General features: G+C 38.9%; 30 protein-coding genes and 1 other annotated feature. Of the genes, 3 read left to right on the top strand and 27 right to left on the bottom strand.

Annotated elements, in window-relative coordinates; genetic code table 11:
* Positions 1-17 precede the first annotated feature (17 nt).
* The 27 genes from AC4D4B_RS05550 to AC4D4B_RS05420 all read right to left on the bottom strand — a co-directional run bounded on the left by AC4D4B_RS05550 (position 18) and on the right by AC4D4B_RS05420 (position 24,167).
* Positions 18-548, bottom strand: a complete 531-nt coding sequence (locus tag AC4D4B_RS05550; RefSeq protein ID WP_490996559.1) for a Spo0B domain-containing protein — start codon at positions 546-548, stop codon at positions 18-20.
* Between the two features lie 224 nt (positions 549-772).
* The gene (gene rpmA / locus AC4D4B_RS05545; RefSeq protein WP_066105513.1) at positions 773-1,063 is read right to left on the bottom strand and encodes a 50S ribosomal protein L27; all 291 of its coding nucleotides are present in this window, start codon (positions 1,061-1,063) and stop codon (positions 773-775) included.
* A gap of 15 nt (positions 1,064-1,078) precedes the next feature.
* Positions 1,079-1,402 carry a ribosomal-processing cysteine protease Prp gene (locus tag AC4D4B_RS05540; RefSeq protein ID WP_490996558.1) on the bottom strand — a complete coding sequence of 108 codons (324 nt, stop codon included), beginning with the start codon at positions 1,400-1,402 and terminating at the stop codon, positions 1,079-1,081.
* Between the two features lie 10 nt (positions 1,403-1,412).
* The gene (gene rplU / locus AC4D4B_RS05535; RefSeq protein WP_066105519.1) at positions 1,413-1,721 is read right to left on the bottom strand and encodes a 50S ribosomal protein L21; all 309 of its coding nucleotides are present in this window, start codon (positions 1,719-1,721) and stop codon (positions 1,413-1,415) included.
* Between the two features lie 13 nt (positions 1,722-1,734).
* Positions 1,735-1,807, bottom strand: a sequence feature (ribosomal protein L21 leader region).
* Between the two features lie 47 nt (positions 1,808-1,854).
* On the bottom strand, positions 1,855-3,351 hold the full coding sequence (locus tag AC4D4B_RS05530; RefSeq protein ID WP_490999387.1) for a ribonuclease E/G: 1,497 nt from the start codon (positions 3,349-3,351) through the stop codon (positions 1,855-1,857).
* Positions 3,352-3,407: 56 nt separating this feature from the next.
* Complete coding sequence (locus AC4D4B_RS05525) at positions 3,408-4,274, bottom strand: M50 family metallopeptidase (RefSeq protein WP_490999386.1); 867 nt, start codon at positions 4,272-4,274, stop codon at positions 3,408-3,410.
* The gene (locus AC4D4B_RS05520; protein ID WP_490999385.1) at positions 4,267-5,061 is read right to left on the bottom strand and encodes a peptidoglycan DD-metalloendopeptidase family protein; all 795 of its coding nucleotides are present in this window, start codon (positions 5,059-5,061) and stop codon (positions 4,267-4,269) included. The genes AC4D4B_RS05525 and AC4D4B_RS05520 overlap by 8 nt, the downstream gene beginning before the upstream one ends.
* Before the next feature lie 117 nt (positions 5,062-5,178).
* Complete coding sequence (gene minD, locus AC4D4B_RS05515) at positions 5,179-5,982, bottom strand: septum site-determining protein MinD (RefSeq protein WP_066105532.1); 804 nt, start codon at positions 5,980-5,982, stop codon at positions 5,179-5,181.
* 2 nt (positions 5,983-5,984) lie between these two features.
* Positions 5,985-6,668 carry a septum site-determining protein MinC gene (gene minC / locus AC4D4B_RS05510; protein ID WP_066105536.1) on the bottom strand — a complete coding sequence of 228 codons (684 nt, stop codon included), beginning with the start codon at positions 6,666-6,668 and terminating at the stop codon, positions 5,985-5,987.
* A gap of 76 nt (positions 6,669-6,744) precedes the next feature.
* Complete coding sequence (gene mreD, locus AC4D4B_RS05505; protein ID WP_490996554.1) at positions 6,745-7,260, bottom strand: rod shape-determining protein MreD; 516 nt, start codon at positions 7,258-7,260, stop codon at positions 6,745-6,747.
* Positions 7,257-8,129, bottom strand: a complete 873-nt coding sequence (gene mreC / locus AC4D4B_RS05500; RefSeq protein ID WP_066105543.1) for a rod shape-determining protein MreC — start codon at positions 8,127-8,129, stop codon at positions 7,257-7,259. Before mreC ends, mreD begins: the two co-directional genes overlap by 4 nt.
* Before the next feature lie 55 nt (positions 8,130-8,184).
* Positions 8,185-9,201: a rod shape-determining protein gene (locus AC4D4B_RS05495; RefSeq protein WP_066105546.1), complete on the bottom strand. Its 1,017-nt coding sequence runs from the start codon at positions 9,199-9,201 to the stop codon at positions 8,185-8,187.
* A 162-nt stretch (positions 9,202-9,363) separates the two neighbouring features.
* Complete coding sequence (gene radC, locus AC4D4B_RS05490; protein ID WP_139892620.1) at positions 9,364-10,053, bottom strand: RadC family protein; 690 nt, start codon at positions 10,051-10,053, stop codon at positions 9,364-9,366.
* A 37-nt stretch (positions 10,054-10,090) separates the two neighbouring features.
* The gene (locus AC4D4B_RS05485; protein ID WP_257469172.1) at positions 10,091-10,699 is read right to left on the bottom strand and encodes a Maf family protein; all 609 of its coding nucleotides are present in this window, start codon (positions 10,697-10,699) and stop codon (positions 10,091-10,093) included.
* Between the two features lie 120 nt (positions 10,700-10,819).
* Positions 10,820-11,776, bottom strand: coding sequence for a hypothetical protein (locus AC4D4B_RS05480; RefSeq protein WP_490999384.1), 957 nt, complete (start codon positions 11,774-11,776; stop codon positions 10,820-10,822).
* A gap of 95 nt (positions 11,777-11,871) precedes the next feature.
* On the bottom strand, positions 11,872-12,342 hold the full coding sequence (locus AC4D4B_RS05475; protein WP_490999383.1) for a type II secretion system protein: 471 nt from the start codon (positions 12,340-12,342) through the stop codon (positions 11,872-11,874).
* Positions 12,343-12,372: 30 nt separating this feature from the next.
* Complete coding sequence (locus tag AC4D4B_RS05470; RefSeq protein WP_490999382.1) at positions 12,373-13,185, bottom strand: hypothetical protein; 813 nt, start codon at positions 13,183-13,185, stop codon at positions 12,373-12,375.
* Positions 13,182-13,829, bottom strand: coding sequence for a PilN domain-containing protein (locus AC4D4B_RS05465; RefSeq protein WP_490999381.1), 648 nt, complete (start codon positions 13,827-13,829; stop codon positions 13,182-13,184). The genes AC4D4B_RS05470 and AC4D4B_RS05465 overlap by 4 nt, the downstream gene beginning before the upstream one ends.
* Positions 13,829-14,824 carry a type IV pilus biogenesis protein PilM gene (gene pilM, locus AC4D4B_RS05460; protein ID WP_490996549.1) on the bottom strand — a complete coding sequence of 332 codons (996 nt, stop codon included), beginning with the start codon at positions 14,822-14,824 and terminating at the stop codon, positions 13,829-13,831. The genes AC4D4B_RS05465 and pilM overlap by 1 nt, the downstream gene beginning before the upstream one ends.
* Before the next feature lie 24 nt (positions 14,825-14,848).
* Positions 14,849-15,598: a prepilin peptidase gene (locus tag AC4D4B_RS05455; protein ID WP_490999380.1), complete on the bottom strand. Its 750-nt coding sequence runs from the start codon at positions 15,596-15,598 to the stop codon at positions 14,849-14,851.
* Positions 15,595-16,083, bottom strand: coding sequence for a type II secretion system protein (locus AC4D4B_RS05450; protein WP_490999379.1), 489 nt, complete (start codon positions 16,081-16,083; stop codon positions 15,595-15,597). Before AC4D4B_RS05450 ends, AC4D4B_RS05455 begins: the two co-directional genes overlap by 4 nt.
* Before the next feature lie 117 nt (positions 16,084-16,200).
* Complete coding sequence (locus tag AC4D4B_RS05445) at positions 16,201-17,409, bottom strand: type II secretion system F family protein (protein WP_490996546.1); 1,209 nt, start codon at positions 17,407-17,409, stop codon at positions 16,201-16,203.
* The gene (locus tag AC4D4B_RS05440) at positions 17,410-18,450 is read right to left on the bottom strand and encodes a type IV pilus twitching motility protein PilT (RefSeq protein WP_490996545.1); all 1,041 of its coding nucleotides are present in this window, start codon (positions 18,448-18,450) and stop codon (positions 17,410-17,412) included.
* An 11-nt stretch (positions 18,451-18,461) separates the two neighbouring features.
* Entirely contained in the window at positions 18,462-20,123 is a 1,662-nt protein-coding gene (locus AC4D4B_RS05435) for a GspE/PulE family protein (protein WP_490999378.1), read from the bottom strand.
* A gap of 38 nt (positions 20,124-20,161) precedes the next feature.
* The gene (locus tag AC4D4B_RS05430) at positions 20,162-21,538 is read right to left on the bottom strand and encodes a G5 domain-containing protein (RefSeq protein WP_490999377.1); all 1,377 of its coding nucleotides are present in this window, start codon (positions 21,536-21,538) and stop codon (positions 20,162-20,164) included.
* Positions 21,539-21,556: 18 nt separating this feature from the next.
* Positions 21,557-22,399: a PRC-barrel domain-containing protein gene (locus AC4D4B_RS05425; RefSeq protein ID WP_490999376.1), complete on the bottom strand. Its 843-nt coding sequence runs from the start codon at positions 22,397-22,399 to the stop codon at positions 21,557-21,559.
* 28 nt (positions 22,400-22,427) lie between these two features.
* Entirely contained in the window at positions 22,428-24,167 is a 1,740-nt protein-coding gene (locus AC4D4B_RS05420; protein ID WP_490999375.1) for a hypothetical protein, read from the bottom strand.
* 136 nt (positions 24,168-24,303) lie between these two features.
* Here AC4D4B_RS05420 and AC4D4B_RS05415 point away from each other — a divergent pair, with 136 nt between their 5' ends.
* The 3 genes from AC4D4B_RS05415 to AC4D4B_RS05405 all read left to right on the top strand — a co-directional run.
* Positions 24,304-24,771, top strand: a complete 468-nt coding sequence (locus tag AC4D4B_RS05415; RefSeq protein WP_490996540.1) for a type IV pilus modification PilV family protein — start codon at positions 24,304-24,306, stop codon at positions 24,769-24,771.
* On the top strand, positions 24,768-25,391 hold the full coding sequence (locus tag AC4D4B_RS05410) for a PulJ/GspJ family protein (protein WP_490999374.1): 624 nt from the start codon (positions 24,768-24,770) through the stop codon (positions 25,389-25,391). The genes AC4D4B_RS05415 and AC4D4B_RS05410 overlap by 4 nt, the downstream gene beginning before the upstream one ends.
* Before the next feature lie 11 nt (positions 25,392-25,402).
* Positions 25,403-26,643, top strand: a 1,241-nt coding sequence (locus AC4D4B_RS05405) for a hypothetical protein (protein WP_490999373.1), incomplete at its 3' end; no start/stop codon positions are given.

Below are 26,643 nucleotides of genomic sequence, written 5' to 3'. Positions count from 1 at the left end.
TTGCAACTCTTTGATTGTTATCTTACCGTTATTTCAAAATAAAAAGAATTAATATCCTCTGTAATACCGGATATTTTTAAAGGCTCTTTTACCTGAAATATTTTTATTAATTCTTCTTTATTGTTTACTGGTCCCTGAAAATCAAAACCAATCTTTAATGAATCCTCATCTGTTTTGCTGAGGAGGATGGTTAAATGCAGGATATCTAACGCTTCTATTTGCCTATTCACTTCATTGAAAAACTTCTTCATCCAATTGGTTATCAATTCATCCAATTCAGGATAGCCTTTTATATCATCCATAATTTCATATGTAATATGGAATTTGTAACGAAGCCACTTGCCTGTCAATAAAAGTTCGGAAAGCATCGGCATATTCATATTCGAGATTTTCGCTTCCTGCTGTGCTTCAATAATGATTTCATCTACAAGACCGGATACTCTATCCATTTTACCTAATGCCATATTTCCTTTAATCAGCTGTATTTTGTTTAACCAATCATGACGTGCATGCCTCAGTAATTCTACAGTCGTCCATTTTGTTTCCATCTTAATACATTCTCCTGTCGGATTGGAATAATGAGGTCCTGGAAAAATCGCAAATCATCTATTACAGTATAACAAATTTAGCGAAGTTTCAGGAGAGGAATATATTCGCCAGCAGTAAATAACTTGGGGTACATACGGAAGTATAATGGTTTTAACCAAAAAACTCATATCTAAAAAAGAAAACTCCAACCAACAAGGTTAGAGCTTCTTTTGACTGTTACGTATTATGCTTCTTGTGCTACTGGGTAAACGCTGACTTGTTTCTTGTCACGGCCCAAGCGCTCAAATTTAACAACTCCGTCAATTTTAGCGAAAAGAGTGTCGTCTCCACCACGGCCAACGTTCAAACCTGGATAGATTTTTGTACCACGTTGACGGTAAAGGATAGAACCACCACTTACGAATTGTCCATCAGCACGTTTAGCGCCAAGACGTTTAGAAATGGAGTCACGACCGTTCTTTGTAGAACCTACTCCCTTTTTGGAAGCGAAGAACTGAAGATCCAATCTTAACATGTATTCCACCTCCTGTTAGCTAAGAATAATTTTCATGTATCTACCATAGTCACGTTCAATCGTTTGTAAGGAAACAAGCATGCCTTCGAGTAACAATTGTACCTTGTCATCGCTATCCGTTTCCGGAAAATGGACTTCAAGAAAACCGCCATCTTTACCTGCCTGTTTAATGATGGGTTCAACAGAAGTTAAACTCATCACAGCATTTACAGAGCCAAAAGCTACTGCAGATACCCCTGCACAAACGATATCCTGACCTTTTCGTGCAAAATCGGCGTGTCCTGATATAGTGAACGAAGAAATTCGCTCATCAGCTCGCACTACCTTTACTTTAATCATACGCGTCGCCTTAGAAGCTAATCTTTTCGATTGTTACTTTTGTGTAAGGCTGACGGTGACCTTGCTTTTTACGGTTGTTCTTTTTCGCTTTGTATTTGAAAACGATGATTTTCTTTTGTTTGCCGTGTTTTTCAACTTTACCTGTTACAGTAGCGCCTTCAACAACAGGGCTTCCAACTTTCACATCTTCTCCACCTACAAAAAGAACTTTATCGAAAGTAACGATGCCACCTTCTTCAACGTTCACTTTCTCAACGTAGATAGATTGACCTTCTTCTACTTTCACTTGCTTTCCACCAGTTTCGATAATTGCGTACATACCTGCACCTCCTTAATTGTCTAAGACTCGCCGACGGCAGGCGCCAAAATGGACTTATTACCTGACGTGTGCGGTTGTAGCATGGGTGCTACAAACTTAACATAAAAATACTATCATAATCAGACAAACATTGTCAATCATGATTTACTAACATACGGATAATAGGCTTGTTTTTTATTCCTTCCTCTGTACGCTTCATACGCTCTTCAAGATCCTTCTTGTTTCCGAGGGCTCGAATTTCAAAACGATTGGCTCCTGTCATTTTACCTTCCGTCACAAATATATTTTTATCGCCTGACAGGATATGTATTTTCACCATATGTATATTGTCCTTGATATACATGTAAAAGGATGAATCCACCACAACCCATACAGAATCATCCAAACAGTATTTTAATGCCGCTAATTGACGTTCCAATTCATATATCGCACTCTGACGGCTTTTTATTAATCCTGTTCCGCTGCATTCCAAGCAGTCTTCCTGAAGAATTTCATATAGATCCGGGCCTTCTTTTTTGCGTGTTAGTTGCATGAGCCCTAGTTCGGTAAACCCAATGACCACAGAACGCAGCGGATCATCTTTTAAGGCTGTTTCCATCGCTGCCTGTACTTGATGACGATGCTCAGAAGATTTCATATTAATAAAGTCAATTACAATAATCCCGGATAAATTGCGCAGGATCATCTGTCGTCCCACTTCTGTTGCGGCAAGGATATTTGTATCCAAAATCGTTTTATTTATGTCGTGCTTTCCGGTAAACTTACCCGTATTTACATCTATCACATGCATGGCTTCTGTTTTTTCAAAAAGTAAATACGATCCGTTCGAAAGCCAGATTACCTTCTTGACTGCTTTCTCCAATTCTTCAGTAACTCCGAGAGAATCATACAGATCCACCTTATCCTTTTGAAGCTTTGCTTCCCATGATTCAGGTATTACAGAACGGAGTAATTGCATTCCTTCTGCAGAATTAGTCCATAGCTCCCCAGTTGTCCCAGCTGTCCAGCTTTCTATCAGATTCAGAATGCGATTTTGATCACTTATAAGTGCTGGTGCTTTACTTTTTGACGCTTTTCTTTGTAGTTGCTCATAACGTTCACGCAGCTCACTAAGCTTCGAGATAAAGGCTTCTTCATCCGCATCCAAGAAGGATGTACGAACAATTACACCTTCATCTTTTTGCAGATGCTTGGCTGTTATATGTTTCCACTTCTGAACAGTCTTCCTATCTGCCTTTTTAGAAGTACGGACAAAATGTTCACCCTTTATATAAACGATTTCCGGCGAAGAAACTTCAATTAACGCACTTATTTTAGCGCCTTTCGTTCCTTCTGGATCCCGCAGAATGCGTACAAGCAGTTTTTCACCTTGCTTTACATATGTTTTTGCCTGACGGTCTAAATGATAGTTCGGCGTTTCTTCAAATGGCAAATAAGCATTTTTATCAAACCCAATATCAACAAAAGCCGCATTCATACCCGGTACAATTTCACGAACAATTCCATAATAAACATTGCCGGCAAATGGGCCCTGCCCTTCTCTTTCAATATGTAACCTCATCAACTTATCATCTTGCAATAAACCGAGACGTCGTTCCATTCCTTGAAAATCAAGCACTATTTTTTTCATAAAAAAATCCTCTCGTTGACTCATTAATCTTACTTTAACGAGTCAGGAGAGGAGCGTCAATAAGGATACAAAAGTTCTCCGATAGGCCGATACGCCAATTTTGATGTAAAACAGGCGTGTAAAACCTCAGCTTCATCCAGCTTCCCTAATTCTTCATCCTTATTTTTGACGATTATAATATGCTTATTGTCCCTGCGGAAATCCTCAAGTATTTTATAAATCTTCATATCCTTTTCTGCTTCCAGTCGTGATATCGCTCTAATATCCTTATTATGTCCATAATGTCTTTCCATCAAAAAGCGTAAAAATACAAATTGGCGGTGTTTCCACTCCTTCCATAAGGAAAAGATCAGAAAGCCAACAACCATCCACCAATTCATATTAAGCGGATTAACAGCGACCAATCCGATGAAAGCAAGGAATAGACTGACCCCGGAAATAATAATGATTAGGCGGTGTGCATGCAGGAAGGGCATCCGCTTGCTCAATAAAACAAACAGTGCTTTTCCTCCATCCAGAGGCCAAATAGGAGCTAGATTTATAAATAAAACAATAAAATTATATAGAATTAAACTGGTATAGATATAATCTGATATAAAGCCAATTGTGTAGAAAAAATAAGTTAGCGCCAAAATCCAAACATGCTGCAAAGGGCCGGATGCCAATACAATCAATTCCTCATGCCATGGCCGGTTTCCATGCTCATCTGTCTCCAGCTCCCCGCCAAAAGGCAAAAGTGTAACGGATTTTATCCTCCAGCCAAATAACTGCGCAGCAATAGCATGACCCAGCTCATGACATAATACGATTGCAAACATTAAGAGCAATTCAGTAAACCTGGCTGTTAACACACCAAGAGCAAGCAACAACCAGGTTAATGGATGAATGCGTATTTTCGTAAGCACAGGCCATATTTTATTCAAATGAGATCACCTCATTAGGATCGATAAACTTTCCATTGGCTTTCAATGCAAAGTAAAACTCCCCCTTGTCCGGCTCATCCGACGGCGATACTTTTCCTACCTTCGTTCCTTTCTTAATTTGTTCATACAAATTAACGTTTATCTCCTGTAGGTGAGCGTACCATGATTCACTCTTATCCGGATGCTGGACAATAACCGTTTTTCCGTGAGTCTCCTTCTCACCTGCGTAGATAACGACCCCCTCTTTAATTGTGTCAACCGATGTACTATTGGATGTTTTAATTAAGACTCCCTGTCCATCCTTCACAAAGCTTTTCATAATGGTGCCTGTTGCCGGCGTGGCAAAACGATTATCAGCAGCATTATTATTTTTAGGTTCATCCACCGATTCCTCAGGCAAAAAAGCAAACGGCTTTCCGACTGTATTTTCAAACCAGTTAGATACTGACGCAAATTGGAATTCCTTCTGATAGACTTGGTCGAGGGTAGTTTTCGCTGTCTGGGTCCATGGAGCAGAAGTTCGATAAATAATGGCCATGCACAAAACCAAACAAACAGAAGCAAGGATACGAAATAAGATCCAATCTTTGTTTATAATAGGCGGCTTTTTATGCTCACTCACCCCTTCTTCATATACGAAAACATTTTCAGAACCCCATTCTTTTTCATCTTCCATTTCCGGCCATGCCGGCCTTTCATTCCTCTTACTGGCATTCATCATTCTTTCCCGATTTTTTCTTCTCTCAGCAATGCGCTTCCGAACATCTGAGCTACTTTGGCTGCCCATCCTTTCACCTCTCTATACAGCTCTTTTCTAAAAGATATGTATAGTCGGTCCAAGCTATGCCATGCAAACATACAAAAAGGACCTCTAACCAGTTAGATTAGAGGTCCTTACTTACTATTACTTAACACCAAATAATTTTTTTATCCGCTTAAACATTCCTGTCTTTTCATCTTCAAGTGGTTTGAGCGGGATGGATTCACCCAAAATACGTCTAGCCACGTCACGATAGGCAACAGATGCTCGATTATTCGGATCAAACACAATCGGTTCTCCCTGGTTTGAACCCTTAATCACATCATCATCGTCAACTACAATCCCAATCAAATCAATGGATAGATGGGTAGTAATTTCATCAATATCCAGCATATCGCCCATTTTTAGCATATGATTTCGAATACGGTTGATAACTAGTTTTGGAGATTCGACATTTGGTTCCTTCTCCAATAACCCGATAATCCGATCCGCATCTCTGACTGCAGATGTTTCAGGTGTCGTCACAACAATTGCTTTATCAGCGCCAGCCACTGCATTTTTGTACCCTTGTTCGATACCGGCTGGACAATCAATAATGATATAATCAAAATCTTGTTTCAAAGTATCAATTAACTGCTTGACCTGTTTTGGATTTACGGAGGTTTTATCCGCTGTCTGTGCTGCAGGCATTAAATAAAGACGATCATCAAAACGCTTATCTTTCACAAGCGCCTGATGGATTTTGCATCTTCCTTCAATCACATCTACCAAATCGTAGATAATACGATTTTCAAGGCCCATTACTACATCCAGATTTCTCAAACCTATATCAGTATCGACCAAACAGACTCTTTTCCCCATTAACGCTAAGGCAGTTCCGACATTGGCAGTAGTAGTCGTTTTCCCTACTCCACCTTTACCGGATGTTATTACTATGGCCTCTCCCATGGCTATACGCCCTCCTCAAATAAGGATAAATTAGGTCTCACTTTACATAAAACTTGTAATCTATCAAAAATCATCTCACCAGATTGATCTAAATAAGCACATTCCATTTTGTGGTCATCCTGCTCATCATAATCAAAAGAGTTATATAAAACATCTCCAATAACGATTTGGGATGGCTTAAACACAGATGCAGACACGACACATTCTTTATTGCCGTGTATACCTGCCAGCGCCTTCCCCCGCAGTGTACCCATAATAAAGATATTACCGCCGGCTTTAACGGTCGCACCGGGATTTACATCTCCTATTAAGAGCATGTCACCCTTCACTTCCAAAACTTGACCCGAACGGACAATCCTCACGATTTTTGTCACAGCCACTTCTTCAGCCAATCTTTTGGCTTCTTCATGCAAAATAACATTAGATTCAACATTATTTACAACCATGTATCCCTTTTTTTCTACTAAATCGACCAAAGCTTTCGCTTGTTCGTCCGTTAAATAACGATTACCGGTATGTATGGTGACATGAATACTTGATGTTGTTTCAATCGTTGAATTATGAATAGACAATTTTTCATCCAAATCTCTTAAAGCTTCAGAAATAGATGAATGATCATCAATCACAATCGTTAAACCTTGTTTACTTCCTTTGATCATAACATGCTGAATATTCTTCTTTCCCATGACGTCGTGCTCACCTCAATGCAATTTAATTCGACATGAGCGCTGACAATTCCTTTTTTTATAGAATCAATACCGTTTAATTATCTTCTTCAACAGTCCATTTTTTAATCCACTTAGCAAATACATAAGCGAACAGGAGTAGGAAGATTAGATTCAGAATTAAGGTAGGCAGCAATCTCATACGTGCAAATTCAATGAACGTCAATGAAGTATAACCAATTAAGGTATTCACCTCATAGACGATAATTTCTAAAATAGATATAGCAAGCAAACATACAGATGAGACAATCCCAAGATTAATTTGCAGTACTTTCATCAGTTGAGTTGATAAGTACACCATTAACGGCAAAGTGAATAAATAAACACCCAATACTTCTGTATAGACGACATCATAGAAGATTCCCATAACAAAAGCATATATGATTGCCATGTTCCTCTTTCCGTACACACCTAAAAACACTAGAAAGATAATAATAAACCGTGGCACCAGGATGAAGGGCGTTGTATATAATTTCGCCGAAAAAATTTCAACAAAAATTCCTTCAGATATAAAAACAAGGACAGCTAAAAGGAAGATTTTAAACCTTATCACAGGTCATCCCCCTCAGTGCTATCTGTATCTACAGTAGTCATTGTACGTTTGACAATCATTACATTATTCAAATCATAGAAATTCGCTGCTGGCTTAACCAAAGCTGTTTGAGTTAATCCATATTGATCGATAACGACCTCTTTAACCGTACCTATGACTAACCCTTCTGGGAACACACCGCCAAGCCCGGATGTTGTCACATTCTCACCTTTTTTAATTTTAGCATCATAATGGAGACCTGTTAATAGCAAGGCTTGCTTATCTTCGTCATATCCCTGAATAAATCCATATGATTTTTCTTTACTTTGGACCATTGCTGAAATACGGTTTTGCGGATCAAGAGCCGTCATTAATTGTACTGTGGAAGTAAATTGTGACACACTTTTGACCTTTCCAATCAATCCTTCAGCAGTAATTACAGCCATATTTTTCTCAATTCCATTTACACTGCCCTTTGAGACCGTCAATGTTTCATGCCATCTTTCCGGACCTCTGCCAATGACAGTTGCATGGGAAACTGTATGATCACTTAAATCTTCTTTTTTCTTAAGTATATTGCTTAATTCTTCATTTTCTTTTTTCAAATCATATATCTCTGTTTCCAACTTCACATATTCTTCCAGGCGTGATTTAAGATTCTTATTTTCTTCATATGTATTCCTTAAATCTGAAAGATTCTCAAAAAAGCCCGCTACAGCAGAAGCGGGCTTATGGAAGATTGTTTGAACAAAGCCGGCCGAGTCCTTCATAAACTGTTCAGGCCAGCTCAATTCATCCCTTTCCCGAAGTGAGAACCCAATCAAAGCCACCAGAAAGATGATGCTAATCAGCAAGATAATCAATTTTTTGTTTAAGAAAAATTGTGGCATATCCTTGCTCCTCTATCATTATTATCCTCTTTCAGGATTTTTGTGTTCTATTTTATTATCTTGAGTCTTTAACTTTTGATTTGAACAAATGAATATGATCAAGTGCTTTACCAGTACCAATAGCTACACAATCCAATGGATTTTCCGCAATTAGAACAGGCATTTTTGTTTCTTCACTAATCACCTTATCCAGGTTGCGTAATAAAGCGCCGCCACCTGTTAGAACGATTCCGCGATCCATGATATCAGCAGCAAGCTCAGGCGGAGTTTTTTCAAGCGTATTTTTAACTGCGTCAACAATCGCATACACTGTGTCATGAAGAGCTTTTGCAATTTCATCAGCAGTGATTTCAATTGTTTTTGGTAAACCAGTTAATAAGTCACGGCCGCGAATCTCCATGTTTTCAATATCTTCTGGATCTCCTGCTGAACCGATTTCAAGCTTAATAGCTTCAGAAGTTCGATCACCAATCATCAGATTGTAGTTTTTACGGATATAGTTAATAATCGCTTCATCCATTTCGTCTCCTGCGATACGGATAGACTGGCTAGTCACAATACCGCCTAAAGAAATAATCGCGACTTCTGTTGTACCGCCACCGATATCTACAACCATGCTGCCTGTTGGTTCCCAAACAGGTAAGTTTGCTCCAATTGCAGCTGCAAATGGCTCTTCAATTGTATAGGCATCACGTGCACCAGCTTGTCTAGTTGCGTCAACAACCGCTCTCTCTTCAACAGCTGTTATTCCAGATGGAACACATACCATTACATATGGCTTACGTGCAAATAAACCTTGGTTTTTTAACGCTTGCTTCATATAATATTTCATCATAGTTGCAGTCGTATCATAATCAGCAATAACTCCGTCTTTCATAGGGCGCAAAGCCACAACATTACCAGGTGTACGGCCGATCATATTTTTCGCATCATTACCGACAGCAACAATGGATTTTGTATCTGTTTGAAATGCAACAACGGAAGGCTCACGTACTACAATGCCTTTTCCTTTAACATAAACAAGTGTATTGGCGGTTCCTAAATCAATTCCTAAATCTCTATTTCCAAGCATCTTTTAATATCTCCCTTTCTGAAACATATTCCATATTAGGTACGAGTTTTTTTATTTTCTTTTTCATATCATAAAGTTAAGTTCTTCAGTATTGTAATGAAAAATAAATTCTTTAAAAAGCATACGTAATATTATAGCTCATCCTCATGTGAATTCCTAGTATTATAAATATCCTTTTTCTTTAAGACTTACATATTTTTTCTCTCCGATAACCAAATGGTCCAAAAGTTCTATTCCCATAATTTTCCCACATTCGGCTAGACGTTTGGTTACTTCAATATCTTCTCGACTTGGAGTGGGGTCTCCTGAAGGATGGTTATGCAAGCATATTATAGATGCTGCTGATCTGCGGAGAGCTTCTTTGAAGACTTCACGGGGATGGACAATTGAGGCGTTTAAACTGCCGATAAAGATCGTTTGTTTATGGAGTATTTGGTTTTTCGTATTTAAATAAATACATACAAAATGTTCCTGTGATAAAAAACGCATATCATTCATACAATAATTGGCACAGTCCTCTGGCGAACGAATCACGTACCTTTCTTCATTCGTCAAATTGCTGATTCTTCTTCCTAATTCCATAGCTGCAGCAAGCTGCACAGCTTTTGCTTCCCCAATACCTTTAATACTAGTCATTTCTTCAATACTTGCCTCTTTCAAAAGACGCAGCCCGCCAAACTTAGCTAAAAGTTGGTTAGCCAGATTCATCACTGAATCTTCCTTTGTTCCGGTTCTTAAAAGAAGCGCCAGTAACTCTTGGTTTGACAGACTTTCCGGTCCAAATTGGATAAATCGTTCTCTTGGGCGATCATCCTTTGGATAGTCTCTTATCATGATTTGCGTTGTATCCATCCATATTCTCCATTCCATTGACGGAGTGAGGCTATTCTTAAGGATGTACTAATTTTTCAAGTTCCCTCTTAAGTCTGGAAACCGGGAGCCCTACAACTGAGAAGTAGTCACCTTCGATTCTCTTCACCAGCAAGGAACCAAATCCCTGTATCCCGTAGGATCCCGCTTTGTCAAACGGTTCTCCGGTCAATACATATTGTTCTATTTCTTCTTTTTTTAATGGCCAGAATTCTACATCTGTTTTTTCATAAAACAAGATAGAATCTTGCCCTCTTAATAAGGCGACTCCCGTATAAACCTGGTGTACATTACCCGATAAACGATTCAGCATGGAAATTGCTTCATCTTTATTTTTCGGCTTGCCCAGGATGTCACCATCCATTACTACAATCGTATCTGCGCCTATCACAACGGAATCACGGTTAGTTTCAGCGATAACAGTTGATTTTATGCGTGCTAATTCCATCACTATTTCGTGAGGTTCCATTCCATCCTGATAGGTTTCATCTGCATAACTTACTTTCACCTGAAATGGTATGTTCAGCATTTCAAGCAATTCTTTTCTCCTTGGGGAAGAAGAAGCCAAGATTAAATCCAATCCTTTTCGCCACCTGCCATAAGAATTTATATAGATAGGGAGATACATATTCATCCTAACAGAATACGACACCATTCTCAATTCTTAAAGCAAAATAAAAAAGAGTACCCCGAATTGTGAAGCACCCCTTTAAACACAAATTGTATTTTTTATTTCCCGGAAAATACATTATAATCTATTCCATTCATCAAAAAATTGAAGTATACATTTTTGAAGCTGCATTAAGGATGTTTCTTCTGGTCTAGATTGATAGGTAGACCAAGTTTTATTCATACTTTCACTTAAATTATGGAGATTTTGTAATTCTTTCGGAATATTCTCCATTTTAATAGACTTTATATCTGGCTTTTCTTTCGTTTCACTCTGTAACAGGCCCGCGGAAGCCAATTGTATGTATTGACCGGTGTTGTGAAGCATATTATGGATGACCTCTATTTCTTTTTGTGTATAAGCTTTTTTTGTTTGACCCTGAAAACGAATTTCCTTCCAATACGTATCGACACCTTCTCCTCTATATAAAAGTGCCAATTTCTTTGTATCCTGTAATGTAGCCGCTGCACCTATATAAATAAAGTATTTCCCTTCCTGTTCAAGAATAATAGCTGGAATCCCGTCCCCTTCAATAAGCGCGGCACGTTGTTCTGCTGCCTGTTTACTCGAGTAGACACCACCCTGAACGACAAAAGCATTCATATCCTTGACCATTTGCTTCTCGTCCTGGGGCGCTTGTTTATTGGAACCAAGCAAAGGAACAGATTCCTGTACTTTAACAGTTTCCTCTCCACCGCCAAACAGGACAATTTTTAAAATCACAACTCCAAATAATGTTCCAATTATAAGTGCTACTAATACAGGAATTCCTGCTGCGAGAAATGGTAATTTATTCATTTTCACATGGTCAAGAAAAGCTCTTTTTTGTGCCGGCTTTGTTTTCGTCTCATTTTTTTCAACAGTTTTTTCTTCAGGTACTATCCAAAGAGACGGTTCTTGTTCATCCTCAATCGTGCTGGCGATTTCCTGGATTGTATCCAGAGTATCTGGATCTTCACTCGGAATCCATTTGTATTCCTTTTTTTCGCCATTTATGTTTACGATGATTGTTCGTTCCCGGGTTGGCTTATCCATTCCTTTGCCTCCGCGTTTTTTGTTCATCTTATCATTCCATAAAAAAAAAAGAACAAGACTCTTGTCGTCTTGTCCAAAAAGGTTTCGCCAAATTTCTAGAATTCTCTATCCTCAACATTCTCTTCACGTATTTGATCAAGAGACAGCGGCAAATAACCTTCACCTTGCTTTTCACCGCATAATTTACGTTTCATTCCAATTAAACAGATGGATACTGCCTTCCCATCCTTAAATTGTACATAGGAATCTGTATGATCTAATCCCCATTTATCTCCTGTATCCGGATCAATGATGACATCCAAAAAACCTGAGGTAACAAGTTCGTTATATGTTACAGGATTTACTATCGGTTCCTTATTGAATTCTTTATTTTTATAATAAATCGTACTGGCATTGCGCATGATATAGGCATTAGAGACGAAGGCCTGTTTTCTCGCCTTTTGGATGACATCACCAATTACGAGGACAGCCATTGAAGCTATAATACCCAATATGACAATAACCGCCAGTAACTCAATTAAGGTAGCTCCGTTTTCATTAGACTTCCTATTTAATTTCCTTATCATTTCACTCACAACCTGAATACTTCTATTAAACTACTCACTTTCTTTTTTTGAATCCTCATATACATCCGGTGCAATGCTTAATGGATTATCTTTATTAGCTGGAGGAGGCGCCTCTATATCCGGCAATTGTTTTTGCAAATCTAAAAGGTCCGGCGAATAAAAAGCAGAAACACTTAATGTATAAACAAGCGGCTCCGTGTTTTGCTCAACGGAAGTAATCTCTTCTGTCCCAACAAACTCAAGGCCGTCTACCTTTATAATCCTCCTGGAGGACTCGATTGTCTCAATAAATTTTTCAATTTCATCATACCCATCAGCCTCAACTGTCACCTTTACCGCCAATTTTTTCACACCCTGCGGCAGCGGTAATGGGGGTTCAAGCTGCTCCTCTTCTGATTCGGTTTCAACCTCTGTTCCGGATGCTGTTTCGGTATTTGACGAGTCAGCCGTACCTGTTCCATCTGCAGAATCAGTTGGTTGAGCGGGCTCCGCCCCCTCTGCTTCAGCCAGTTCTTCATCACGAACTTCCAGTTTCAAAATCAGACTATCAGAGATAACCTCTGCTTTTTCAAAATCCAGGATTAACTGATCTCCCAATGGTTTTACCGGTAACTTTTTCTGCAATTCCATCGTAGACTGATACGTTGATCCAGTTGACTGATTCAGCTGTGAAGAAATAGAATCCAATACAGTTTGCTGTGTAGCTACTTCAGATTTCTTTGTTTCAATCGTTGATTTCATCGGATTAAGAAGCAAGAAATACAATCCGGCAAATAGTAATAGAATGGCTACGCAAATACCACTTAATATGTAGATTTGAACTTTACTTAATCGCCAACTCATTTCGATTTCACCTCTTCTTCAGAGGGCAGCTCACCATCAGCCTTCAATTTTTTTACTGCCGGCATATTGAGAGTTAACTCAAATGTCCCAATATATCGGGGATCGTATTTTAGTTCCACAGAATCACTTTCTTCACTATCTTCGCTCTCTTCAGTCTCTTCCTCAACAGGTGCTGCCTCCAATGAAGAAACCATTGCATTCGTTATGACCTCAGTTAATGATAAATCCTTTAGATAATAGGCTGCTTCTTCTGCTTTATCAAATCGCACTTCGAGTTTAATTGCGCCATTTTCAGCATAAGAAAAGGTTTCAATAAATCCTCGCTCCGGCAAAAATCCATTTAAATGTTTTAAGAGAGGTACTGTTTTAACAGGGTATTGGTTTGCCCATGTAACTTTTTCTGTTAATTGAGCAACAGAATTGCTATTCTCCTGAGAGACAACCTTCTGCTGTTCCACTTCAATCATTTGAGCAGTCATTTCATATTCTTGTTCTAATGCATTCAACTGACTTTGATTGCTCTGATATTGCCAAAAGTAAAGGATTCCGCAGAGAATACCGAGAAACACTGCAGATAAGATAATCAGGAGTACCCCACGGTTTTTGCGCTCTTTTTTTGGCAGCAAGTTAATTTCTACAAGCATCATCTCACTCCTTTAAGAGCCAATCCCCCGGCTAAAAAAAAGGGCTCCGGCAATTCAGGTTCCTTATTGGTTTGTATATATCCCTTTGGAATACTCACCACAGTTTGATCATATCTATTTTTTATGTCAGTGATCACTTCAGTTAGATAAGGATGATCACCGGTTATGATTATTTTAGTGACCTGATGCTGCTCCTGGCTTAAGGAATATTGATAAAAGCTTAGCACCCGATCAATCTCTGTATACGTATCCTCTAACAATTGCATATAATCTTCATTGTCACCGGTATATTCCATGACTTGCTTATCTTCATTTATACGTGATAGTTCCCATTCACCACTTTGCCCTGTAATCGGGATATTTTTCATAAAGATTGGCTTATCATTTACAAAAATACTTGTATTGACGGTATGCAGATTAAATTCAATCAGTAAGAGATGGTCTTTTGAATCTCTTTTTCCCGCATGAAAAAACAGCCTGTACAGCGACAAAGGCGATATATCTGCTTCTATAGGGTAAAGCTGAGATTTCTCAAGCAAAGTGGCGTACTCCGATACCACCGCTTCTTCAGCAGCGAATAACAGAATTTCCTTTTTTTCCTCCGTCTCTTCCAACAGAACCACATCAAATATCGGTTCCTCAAACGGAAGATGTATGGTCGTTCCCATTTCCAAATACAAGTAGCCCTTGATTTCATCCTCTTTAATATCCTTTGGAATGGCAACCTTACGAATGACCAAACGGGAGTCCGGTACTAAAAACCGCACCTGACGCTTATGTATTTTCCATTTAGCAACACAATCACTTAAAATATCCTTAAGAAGGTCAAAATCAGTAATAATGCCGTCCTTTATAACACCGGCAGGTAAAAAATGCTCACCGCATTTATGAACAATCGGTGGGTCCAGCTGTTTAAGTTCTACATAACGAATCACATGGTCTTTTAATACCAGGTTCACAACCCGATTGCTGCCTGAAAATAAAGTAAAAGCCATTATAACTTCTCCCTTCCAAATCAATCACAAAAATTGTAAATACCAGTCTAGCAAGGACTCCCCAAAAAAGTAGGCCACCAGGGTACCAATGACGATGAACGGTCCAAATGGAATCGGCTTCCGCCGCTTCACAAGACCGATTAACATCCCAATGACTCCAAAGACAGCTCCAAAAAAGGTGGAGAATATAAAGGCGAGAATAACTCCCTTTACTCCCATCACAAATCCAATTAAACCGAATAATTTAATATCTCCGCCACCCATGCCGCCTTTGCTGATTACAGCGATAAAAAACGGGATTCCAAACCCGACAATAGCACCAGCTATACCGTCCCACCATGGGTCCAAAGGAATAAATACCCGAATAAACAAAAAAACAACTGTAAAAAACAGCAGAATTTTGTTCGGTATAAGCATGTACGTAATATCCGATATAAAAATAATGATCAGCAGGGAAATAAGTGTCCATGCTACAAACAATTCGGCAGTCCAGCCAAGCAGCATCGGGGCTGCCACAAAAAGAATAGCCGTTGTCAGTTCCATCATCGGATAAATAGGTGAAATGCCCGCCTTACACTTACGGCATTTACCCCCTTGAAGCAAGTAAGACAATACAGGGATAAGCTCTATCGGTGTCAATGTATGGCCGCAGGCCGGACAAGCCGACCTTGGAGCCACAATTGATTCCTTCGCTGGAATCCTCAAACCTACCACATTATAAAATGAGCCAAAGATGAGGCCAGTGAGGAAGATTAAGAGATAGAGAGTGATCATTTTTCATTATCTGTAGTTAAAGAGATATGATTTCTACTAAGTCCACTAGCATTTTTACCAATCCCATCACCAATAATATACGACTTTCCATTTTTTCCTACCAATTTAACTACATATTTCGCTCCAGATGCATTAGTCCCTGTAACTGGCGCAGTATAAGTCACTGTTGAAAGATCTAAAGCATAGGTTTCTGGTTTATTACTTGGGTCAGTTAGATTCTCAAGGTAACCGCCTTTTTCTAATTCAGAGAACTCTACTATATCACTTCCATCCCCTGCCGCAGTATTCTCCGCCACATACATTCTCATCGCATTAGCTGCTTGCTTTGCATTTACCACATGTGCGTCTTTCTCACTGTTTTTCATTATAGTTCCAATGGCAGGGATAGCGATGGCAGCAATTATTCCAAGGATCACGACAACAGCTAAAAGTTCAACAAGCGTGAAGCCTTTTTCGTTCTTTACTTGCTTTTTGAATAATTTCATTCAATTTTCTCCTCCTAAAAAAGATTTAGTATAATAGTCCAAATGTTCTATATATCTTACAATATATACTATTTTTTGGTAAAGATAAAGACATTTTTTGAGAATACTGTAATATTTTTACCCACTCATTTCATTAAACATTGTGAACATTGGCACGATTATAGCAAGTACAATGGTTCCTACTAATGAAGCAAGGAACACAATCATCAAAGGCTCAATCAATGCCTTCAATTTATCAGTACTGGCTTCAACCTCTTTTTCGTAAAACTCAGCCACTTTCGTCAGCATGGCTTCTAGAGATCCGGTTGTTTCTCCAATCGAAATCATCTGCGTTATCAAAGGCGGAAAAGCCCAATGTTTTTTCATTGGCACTGTAATCGACTGTCCTCTTTCCAATGAATCTCTTGATTCGAGAACAACCTTTCCAATCACCTCATTCTCAACTACCTGCTCCACTAATGTCATAGATTCCAAGATAGGCACGGAGCTTGAAAATAAGGAACTGAGTGTTCTGGTCATACGAGCCAGCGCGGCCTTTTGCAACATACTGCCGAAGATTGGAACCTTTAATAAAAAATAATCAAAATAATATTTACTTTTCTTATTTCTTCTAATCATTTGGATGGCTCCAATAAATAAAAGAATGAACAGAACAACAAAGTACCACCCTGCTTGCATCATTTCACTGGCCTTAAGTACGAATTGGGTTATGGCAGGCAGTTCACCGCCAAAATCGGCAAACATGCTCACATATGTTGGAACAACCTTTACTAAGAGGAAAATGACTACTGCAACCGCTACTATAGCAATCACGATTGGATAGGCCAAAGCAGAGGAAATCTTTCTCTTCGTATCATGCTGTTTCTCATAATGGATAGCCAAACGTTCAAGCGTATCATCGAGATTACCGCCAATCTCTCCTGCTCGAATCATATTGATAACCATAGGTGGAAATATTCTTTTATGCTTCGCTGCCGCTTTGGAGAGTGGCTGTCCATCTCTTAGATCTGTCTCAATGGTTTGCAGTGTTCGTGCTAAAGCCTTACTATCTGTTTGCTGAGAAAGAATGTTTGTCGAATCTACAACCGTTACCCCAGCCTTAATTAAGGTTGAAAATTGACGCAAATAAATAACAAAATGCTGCAGCTTCACAGGATTTCCAATTGCAATATCCTTTGTTAGCAACGTTTCAGGCATCTGAGACATTTCAATGACACGTATATTATCTTTTTTTAGTTTTTCCATCGCTTCGCGTCTGTTTATAGCATTCACCACACCAGACCGCTTGCCTTTTACGTCACGACCGGTATATTTAAACCTTGCCATCTACTCCACCTTTTCCTTAAGAAATGGAGAAGCTGATTCTCTCGTGATAACCCCAGCTGTCACCAATTCTCGAATATTGCTCTCGAGTGTATGCATTCCTTGAGCCTTCGATGTCTGCATGACATTCATGATTTGATGTATCTTTTCGCTCCTGATTAAATTCGACACGGCTGGATTATTAATCAAAATTTCAGTTGCTGATCTTCGCCCGCTTTTATCGACAGTCGGAAATAACCTTTGCGAAATAATAGAGATCAAGACAGAAGCTAGCTGAATCCGAACCTGCGCCTGCTGGGCTGACGGGAATACATCTATCACCCGGTCAATCGTTGAGGCTGCTGATGAGGTATGGAGCGTACCGAGAACCAAGTGGCCTGTTTCGGCAGCTGTAATAGCTGTATGAATTGTCTCCAAATCTCTCATTTCACCCACTAAAATGACATCAGGATCCTGTCTGAGTGCTGCTCTCAAGCCATTTGCAAAATTATTGGTATCAAAGCCTACCTCTCGCTGGTCGATAATGCACCCATTATGCTTATGCAAATATTCAATTGGGTCCTCTAGTGTGATAATATGCTTTCTCATCGTTTGATTCATATATTGAATCAATGATGCCAGCGTAGTTGATTTGCCGCTCCCTGTTGGACCTGTCACAAGCACAAGCCCCTGCGGCTTATGGGCAATTTGCTTTAAAATCGGTGGCAGCTTTAATTCTTCCATAGTTGGAATTCTCGTAGGTACGATTCTGATTGCCATTGCTACACAGGATCTCTGGAAATACGTATTAATCCGGAAACGAGATAATCCAGGAATACCATAGGAAAAATCCAATTCTCCTTTTTCTTTAAAACGATCCCACATATCCTCCGGGACAATCGCTCGCGCCATACCTTCCGTATCCTCGGGACGCAAAATCTCCTTGCTATACCTTTTTAACTCCCCGTTAATCCGCATAATCGGCGGAACTCCAACCGTTAAGTGAATATCTGATGCTTTGAATTCAAATCCAGCTCTTAGCAAGCTATCAATTTTTTTATCCATCCATGCCACCCCTATTCAAGAACAGCTACACGCAGCACTTCTTCCGTTGACGTAAATCCCTGTTTTACTTTAAGAAGACCATCATCTATTAGAAAAACAGTTTTATGCTTGATTGCCAGTTCCCTTAGCTTTGTAAAGGATTCTCCATTCATAATGACTCTTTTCATCTCATCATTTAAAACAAGAATTTCATGAATAGCTATTCTTCCTTTATATCCAGTCATATTACAAGAAGAGCAGCCCTTTCCTCTCTTTACAACTTCAATTTTCATGCCTCTTTTAGCAAATATCTCAATCTCTCTTTTAGTCGGCTGATGTTCCTCTCCGCAATCTCGGCAAACACGCCGCACAAGACGCTGTGCCACAATACCGCTGACCGATGAAGCAATTAAAAATGGTTCAACCCCCATGTCCATTAACCTTGTTACCGTACTGAGTGAATCATTCGTATGGATCGTGCTTAAGACAAGGTGGCCAGTTAATGAAGCACGAATGGCAATTTCAACTGTTTCCTTGTCCCTAATTTCCCCGACCATAACGATATTGGGATCCTGACGCAAAATCGATCTTAATCCGGTCGCAAATGTCATTCCAACATTCGAATTAACCTGTATTTGATTGACACCTTCAAGTTGATACTCAACTGGATCCTCGATTGTGATAATATTGACCTCTTCACTATTTAAATCATTTAAGGCTGCATACAATGTTGACGACTTCCCTGATCCGGTAGGACCTGTAATTAACACAATTCCTGCAGGCTGTTCAATCAGTGATTTAAACCTTTGCATATTTAACTTATTGAAGCCAAGACGATTTAAATCGTTCAACGAGCTTCCCAAATCCAGAATCCTCATAACAATCTTTTCACCAAAAACCGTCGGCAAGGTGGATACACGTAAATCGACAGGGTGGAAGTCCAAATTAATTTTAATTCTTCCATCCTGAGGGATCCTGTATTCCGTAATATCCATATTAGCCATGATTTTAACTCGCGCTGTCAAAACGCTCTGCATGGATTTTGGCAATGTTCGTTCTGTCCTTAGAACTCCATCCACACGATATCGAACAAGTACTTTTGTCTCGTGCGGATCCAAGTGAACATCACTCGCTCTTTGTGAAACGGCATTGGATAAAATCTGATTAACGAGTTTAACAATCGGGGAGTCCTGATCAGTGATTTTGTCATCCTTACGTACATCAGTCTGATTCATATCCCCAAGCAGCTCTTCTATTCCTTCATCATGATCGTAATATTTTGTAATCGTCCGCAATATATCATCTTTTGTAGCGATTGCTGTGATAATTTGAAAGCCTGTGGCTAAACGCAAATCATCGATTGCATAAAAATCCATTGGGTCAGCCATCGCTACATATAATTTTTCTCCTTCTTTTTTTAAAGGAATGAGCAGGCTCCTCTTTGCGATATCCTTCGGTACAATCGCAAACAAAGTAGGATCAAACGGGTATCTAAACAAACTAACGTGTGGAATCCCTAACTGAAATTCAAGCACTTCTATTAATTGCTGCTCCGTAATATATCCTTTTTGTAAAAGGACATCTCCAAGCTTTTCACCTTTTATCTTTGTTTCTAAAGCATTTTGAAGCTGGTCCTCTGTAATTAAACCCGCTTCCACTAACAAATCACCTAAGCGTTTTCGGGTTTGCGACATCCAACCATCTCTCCAATACCATTAAATTTTCCCCTGATTTATTTACTGATTTTCTCTGGAGCATCCGGTCCTTCTTCAGCATCCTCTTCTATTTGTTTATCCTGATCTTCCAAATTATCTTCCTCTTCAATCAGCTCATCATCATTTTGCTCACCATCTTCAGTCGGATCCTGCTCACCATCTGATTGTTCTTCTTCAGATTCCTCTGGATCCATACCTGGTTCGCCGTCATCCGTTTCTTCTACAGGTGTCTGTACTTCAGGCTCCTTTAATCCACTGATAACCACCCGATGAACTGGATTGTAAAAGTCATCAGACAGGACCTCTGACAAAATTTCTTCTCCATTTTCATCGATCGTTTTTCTGACTATTCTGATGAGCAATCCATCTTTCCCCTCAGCAGACACTTTACTTTCATGCTCTTTCATTAAAGCACTGTACTGTTTGATCGTATTTGGCTCAAATTTTGTTTGCTCTTCTATGACAAGATTGTATTTATAAAGGAAGGAATGACCTTTCAATGTCACTACCAATTTGCTTCCCTCTATGGAAAAACTAAGGGTATAAGCCGTATCGTTCGGATTAGAAAAAACAAGGTCTACCTGCTTTTCCAAATCGATTCGAGCTTCATAGCCCAACTTGGCATACTCAGGTAATTCGCGGCTAATATTTCTCTCCAAAATATTAAAATTTGTAGGCATAATTGCTTCATAGAGAGCTGATGCAAAAATACCTGATGAAATCTTGTCTTTCTTTGTTATATTGGCAGCTTTGATTGCCTCAACAAGCGATACCTGTGTTTTTGCCGGTATTTCAATTTCCGGAAGTGCTTTAATCAGAAGACGGATTTCTCGTTCACGGTCCTCTAAACTAATGCTGGCCTTAGAAATGACCTCATTCTGTTCATCTGATCCATCCATATATTTTTCCAACTGAAAAACCTGAGGACTGCCATCAAGCATGGCAGCTCCCGCCAGTAAATCAGAGGTAAGTTTGTCTTTATCGATGTTCTCTATAGCGAGCTTGCTGGATAAAGCAGGGATAAATTCCTCAATCGCATCCTTTTTAAGGATGACCTGCATGACATTCTGTTTCCCGGATTGTGCCTGTCCAAGTGTCTTTTCTATGTTAAAGACGAATGAACCTGCATTAAAAACGGTACTTGTTTCCTTATAGGTAAACTCAATAATACTATCTTTCTTCCATTTTTCTGACTCTTTCTTGATTAAATCATTCGCCTCTGCTACTGATTTATTCGAGACATTTACAGAACCAATCACGGTATTTTCCGCAAACTTATTCTCAGGGTCGATCATGTTGTTGATTGCTAGTGAGCCATAATGAGAGAATCCAAGCATGTATGCAGTAGAGAATAGTAATAAAATAAATACTTTGCCAATTTGCTGCTTTCTCATAGCCGGGCTCCTCTCTAATTAGCTAATGACATTCATAGACAATTCAACTACCACGGAAGGCCCTTCGCTTTGAGCTGTTTCAATGTCTGTTACCGTAAGGATTGTACCTTTTGCAAATAACAGTTCACCTTGTCCATTCAGAATATCCTTGCTCACTTCTTTCCCTTGCAATAATTCAATTTGCTTGTCTTTAAGCGCTTTTTCACTTTCGGAAAGCTGTTGGTACAACGAAACACAGGCTTCCACTTCTGCTTCAGCTACCACATCTGACACTTCAGTCTGTTCTACAGTCGTTTCTTCAACGTTTAAAACTGGTTCAGATACTTCAATAGACTGTTCAATAGACTCTGCCTCTGCGCTCTCTTCCAAGTCTTCAATATTCTCAATATAGTAGTCAGACGCATTCTCAACGACAACCAGAATGTCTTTTCCAAAAGTTAAAACAGCTTCTGCCTTCAAAATAATGTCCTTACCGCCAACACCGACCTGCATAGCGATAATATTTCCATTCTCTTCATCAATGTAATACTCAGAAACTTCACCAAGAAGCTGCCCTTTTCGAGTCATTACCTTTGTATTAGTGATTTTAATTTTTTTATTAACTAATGTATTTGCGATTGGAATCTCGTTTAAATCAATCACTGCATTGTCATTTTCAACAGTAATGGCATATTCACCAATCCCGATTACTTTTTTGAAAGGGATGGCTTTTACACTTACTTGCCAATCCTCATGTTCAATGGTAAGGAAATCAACAGATCCTTTTTCCGGATTAATAACGATTGATTTTACATTTCCGATTTGATTGCCCTCGGAAATACTGATAATTGGTTGACTGATAATTTCTAAACTGTTTTTCATTACGAATACACATCCCTATCTTTTTTGTTTATACACAATATGTTTGATATAAATATTCCAGTTGTTTAGCGAGGATAGGATACTGTTCAAATCTAATTTGCAGTTCAAGCAAAATTTGTTTAAGTTCCTCCCATTTTTTCTTTTCGATAAAATGATCGAGTAACAAAGTACTGAACCGGTAATATGTTTGATCAGGTAATTCATCTGTCAAATATCCTTTAATCAGTGATTCATACTCATCCTCAGAACATGTCATTTTTGCTAATTTAATTTGATCAAAAAAGGTATCAAACAACTGAGTTTGCAGCACTGAATATTCAGGTGATGGTTTACTCGGCTTTTGTTCCTCCTGTTGTGCAGGTTCATTGTACAGAGTTATCTTTTCTTCGTCAGGAAGTTCTTTCTCTAGCCATTCATTCACTTGAGTTTCTTCAGCCGAGTCAGAAAGATGGTTAACTGCCTGTTGACCGCTAACTGGCCCTTCGGCTGGCTCAGCTATTGGTTCTGGCTTAGTTTCTTCAGTATTTACGATGCGCTCTTTTTCCAAATCAACTAAATTGGATTGTTGGTGCTCATCCGATAGATCTCCTGTTACTGTTTTATGAAAAGAATGATCTTCTTCCAATTCATTCACTTGAGTTTCCTCAGTTTTGTCAGAATGTTGGTTTTCTGCTTGTTGATCTCTAACCGGCCATTCAACTGACTCAACTAATGGTTCTGACTTAATTTCTTCAGTATTTACGATGCGCTCTTTTTCCAAATCAACCATATTGGATTGCAGGTGCTCATCCGATAGATCTCCGGTTACTGTTTTATTAGAAGAATTATCTTCTTCCAATTCATACAGCGGAAAATCCTCTTCTACATATAAATTAACGATTGGATCAACTGACGGTTCTTCTACTAGTAAATCCTTGGCTTCCAGCAAATCCTCATCTTCGTCCTCTAAGAGGATTTCAATATCCTCCATATAATGAACCGATGATTCATCGGGGGATATCAATTCATCCTTGTTAAGGAGGAAAGCGACTTCATCATTCGTTAGAGATCCATAAGGCTCCTCCTTGTTAGATATGAAAAGTCGTTCATCCCCTTCACCTTCCATCATTTGAGCTTTGTCTGGATTAGAATACGGATGCTCTATGTCTCCATCGTCCATGACTTCTGGTTCATTTTTAGAAATTAAAGGAGACTCATTCTGAAGCAGCTCCATTTCTTCATCCCAATTGATCGTTTCCTGAGTTAACGGTACTTCTGTAACCGAGGGTTGCTCATTCTCCTGCTCTATCATTTGGTTTTTTTCAAGCGAAATCATTTCAGGACTATCGGTAAGATTTTCATCCTCTTTACCTGCCTCATTACCCATTTCCGCTTTTGTTTCTTTCGGCTGTTCCTGCTGTAGTTCTTGATTGCGCAATCCTTTTGACTGCTTTTGATTACCCATGAGATGGATCAGATCATCCTTTTCCTCTATTTCACCCTCTGGTTCATCACTTTTATACGCTGTCAGGTCATTGCCCTCCTGGTCAAAAATCAAACCTTCAAATTTTTCTCCCATAAAAAAGGTCATCGCAATAATAATTAGAAGCAACATCCCAGCTGTCTGCCAAAGTGGAAAGTTCATATTTACATAGACCCCAATAGTAGCGACGAGGATAGCACCTACTATAATGATCATTTTCCCTTTAGAAGTGATTCCCAGTGGCAAATACATAATGATTGGAATTAACAAAATCAACGATGCTAAAACCAATATATAACTTTCCAATCCTACCACCCCTTTTTTGACAAATTCTAATAAATTGTGAATTTATTATAAATATAAGAAAAGATACCTATTTATTACAAATATTTACTAGAATCATTGTATAATAAAGTAAGAAATATTAAAAGAAGGTGCGGGCATGAAAAAAAAGAATATTTTATATATCGAACGAGGTTTTACATTGGTAGAGGTTCTTTTATCCGTTACCATTCTTGGAATTATTTTTTTAAGCATATTAGCTTTATTCCACAATACGTACGATTATAGTAAACGAAACGAGTCCAAAACAGTCGGAATCAATGTAGCCAGAAATGTTTTGAATTATATCGAGAACCAGGACTTTATTACTATTAAAAATAATTATTTCCCAGTTTCATCTGCACCTGAGGAAATTCTAATCACGAGGGATTCTTGTAAAAAAAGCCCGTTTCCTGAAGATTCCTGTGAAAATATGTTAGAAACAGTCATTAATAATGTGACATATGAAGCCACTGTTACCTTAAAAAAACACCAGGAAACTGGTTTGCAAAATTATTTAATCCCTGTTGAGGTAAAGATCAACTGGAACGATCGTGAAACAAGTGTGGAGGGAGTATTGAAGAAGTGAAAAAATTCATTTTGCCTGAGCGCGGTGTTACCCTTGTCGAATTACTGGTTACAATTGCACTTGTTTCATTGTTTGGCACGATTATGTACTCTGTATTTTTAACCGGAATAAAACTTTATCAAAAAATTGAGGTGGAGGGACAATTACGAGATGACGCTGACTTTGTAGCAACTGCTATTTTAAATGAGATGTACAGCAATTCTCCAAGATCCGTAAAAACCTTTAAGGATTCAGCGACTGGCAAAGAGGGGATCATCCTCGTCAGAGCCAATGAGAAAAAAGTTGATGGATATCTTGTTGAGGACAATACAAATAGTCCGGAAAAAACGATTAAAATTTACTTTGATAATCATCAGATTGTCATTGAAAGTACCACCGGAGCAGTCCAGGAAATAAAAACAGTTGAGATTGATTCGAAGTTCACAACTATTAGCAATGGTACGTCCAATGAGACTAAATCTAAGATTACCCTCGGTACGGTAGGCGAATGTAATGCCGGTTATACGGAATGCAGTCATGGGACAATTCGACTGACACTTGCTCTCGAGGGTGAGAATACAATAAAAAATTCCCTTATTAATTCTAAACCACTTGTCTTAGAGAGTTCTTTTGGCTTTTAGGAGGATCCAAAATGATAATTAAAAATGAAAAAGGATCTACATTAGTGCTTGTTTTATTAATCTTCCTTGTCCTCACTACCCTTGGTTTAGCCATAGCCAGTGCCACGATTAACAGCGGTAAGCGGACAGAGCTGCGAGAAGAGGATATCACACAAAACCTGGATGCCCTGCGTGATTTAAAAGAAGGTGTGGCAGCCGTTGAGGCTTTTATCGCCAAAGAAGGCAGCTATATGATTAGCCTTCCTTCGAAAGCAGATTACGACAAAGCGATCAAGGATATGATCACGAGAGTAAATTCTACAAATAACAAGCGATATAAGATTGAGGATAAAACAACAGACATAAGCAGTTATACAAAAATACTGCAAATCAACAGTTCGGCCTATTCACAAAAAGTATATATCACAGCCATGCCGAGTTTTCTAAAATACGCACTTGGGTCAAGGGAAAGCCTCACCCTAAATGGCTCCCCATTAATTGAAGGAGATATATATTCAAATAAGACACTCTCTATTAGCAATGATACGAATTACATTTATAATTCAGTTCCTGATAGTGAGGATACTTCATTGCCCGCTATTAAAACATCATCAAAAATTCATCTCGGTGATAAGAATCAGCCGATAGCACTCTGTTCTTCCAGTAAGGCAAATGATTGCTATAATCCCAGAAGTGTACAAGATAATCTGCCTGTCTTTGAAAAAAACAATCCATACTGGCAAAATTTATCTATTCAAAACATAGCCCAGGCTTTTTCATCAGATGAAAAGCCTATATATGAAGATGAACCAACCCAATTTATTGATGTGGACATTCATCAATCCTTTATTGAAAAGCTAAGTGTGGCTGGCTTCTCTCCTCAACCATTACAGGGGGATACGGATGAGGAAAAGAAATCGTTTATTGTGAATCAGATCAAGTCTGGCCAATCAAATTTAGGAATCAAGAGAATTACCAATTTTAATTTGCTCGATAAAGATATAACATCCACGGCATTTTTGTATTCAGGAGATGCCCGAATTGATGTAGATGAAATCGATCTCCAGGATCATCAGTGGCTGATTATAGATGGAAACTTGTTTTTAGAGAGCGAAGGAAACAAAACGATGGATGTGAAGGGCAATATATTGGTAACCGGCAATATCAGTATAGTAGGTAATTTAAGCTTTAACTCCGTCATATATGCGCTTGGGAATACAACGTTAAATAATATTAATATTACATGCTATCAAAATAGCTGTGACCAAGGAAA

It is taken from the genome of Pradoshia sp. Z6_59, from assembly GCF_058267515.1.
This window is presented reverse-complemented; position numbering and strand designations above follow the sequence as displayed.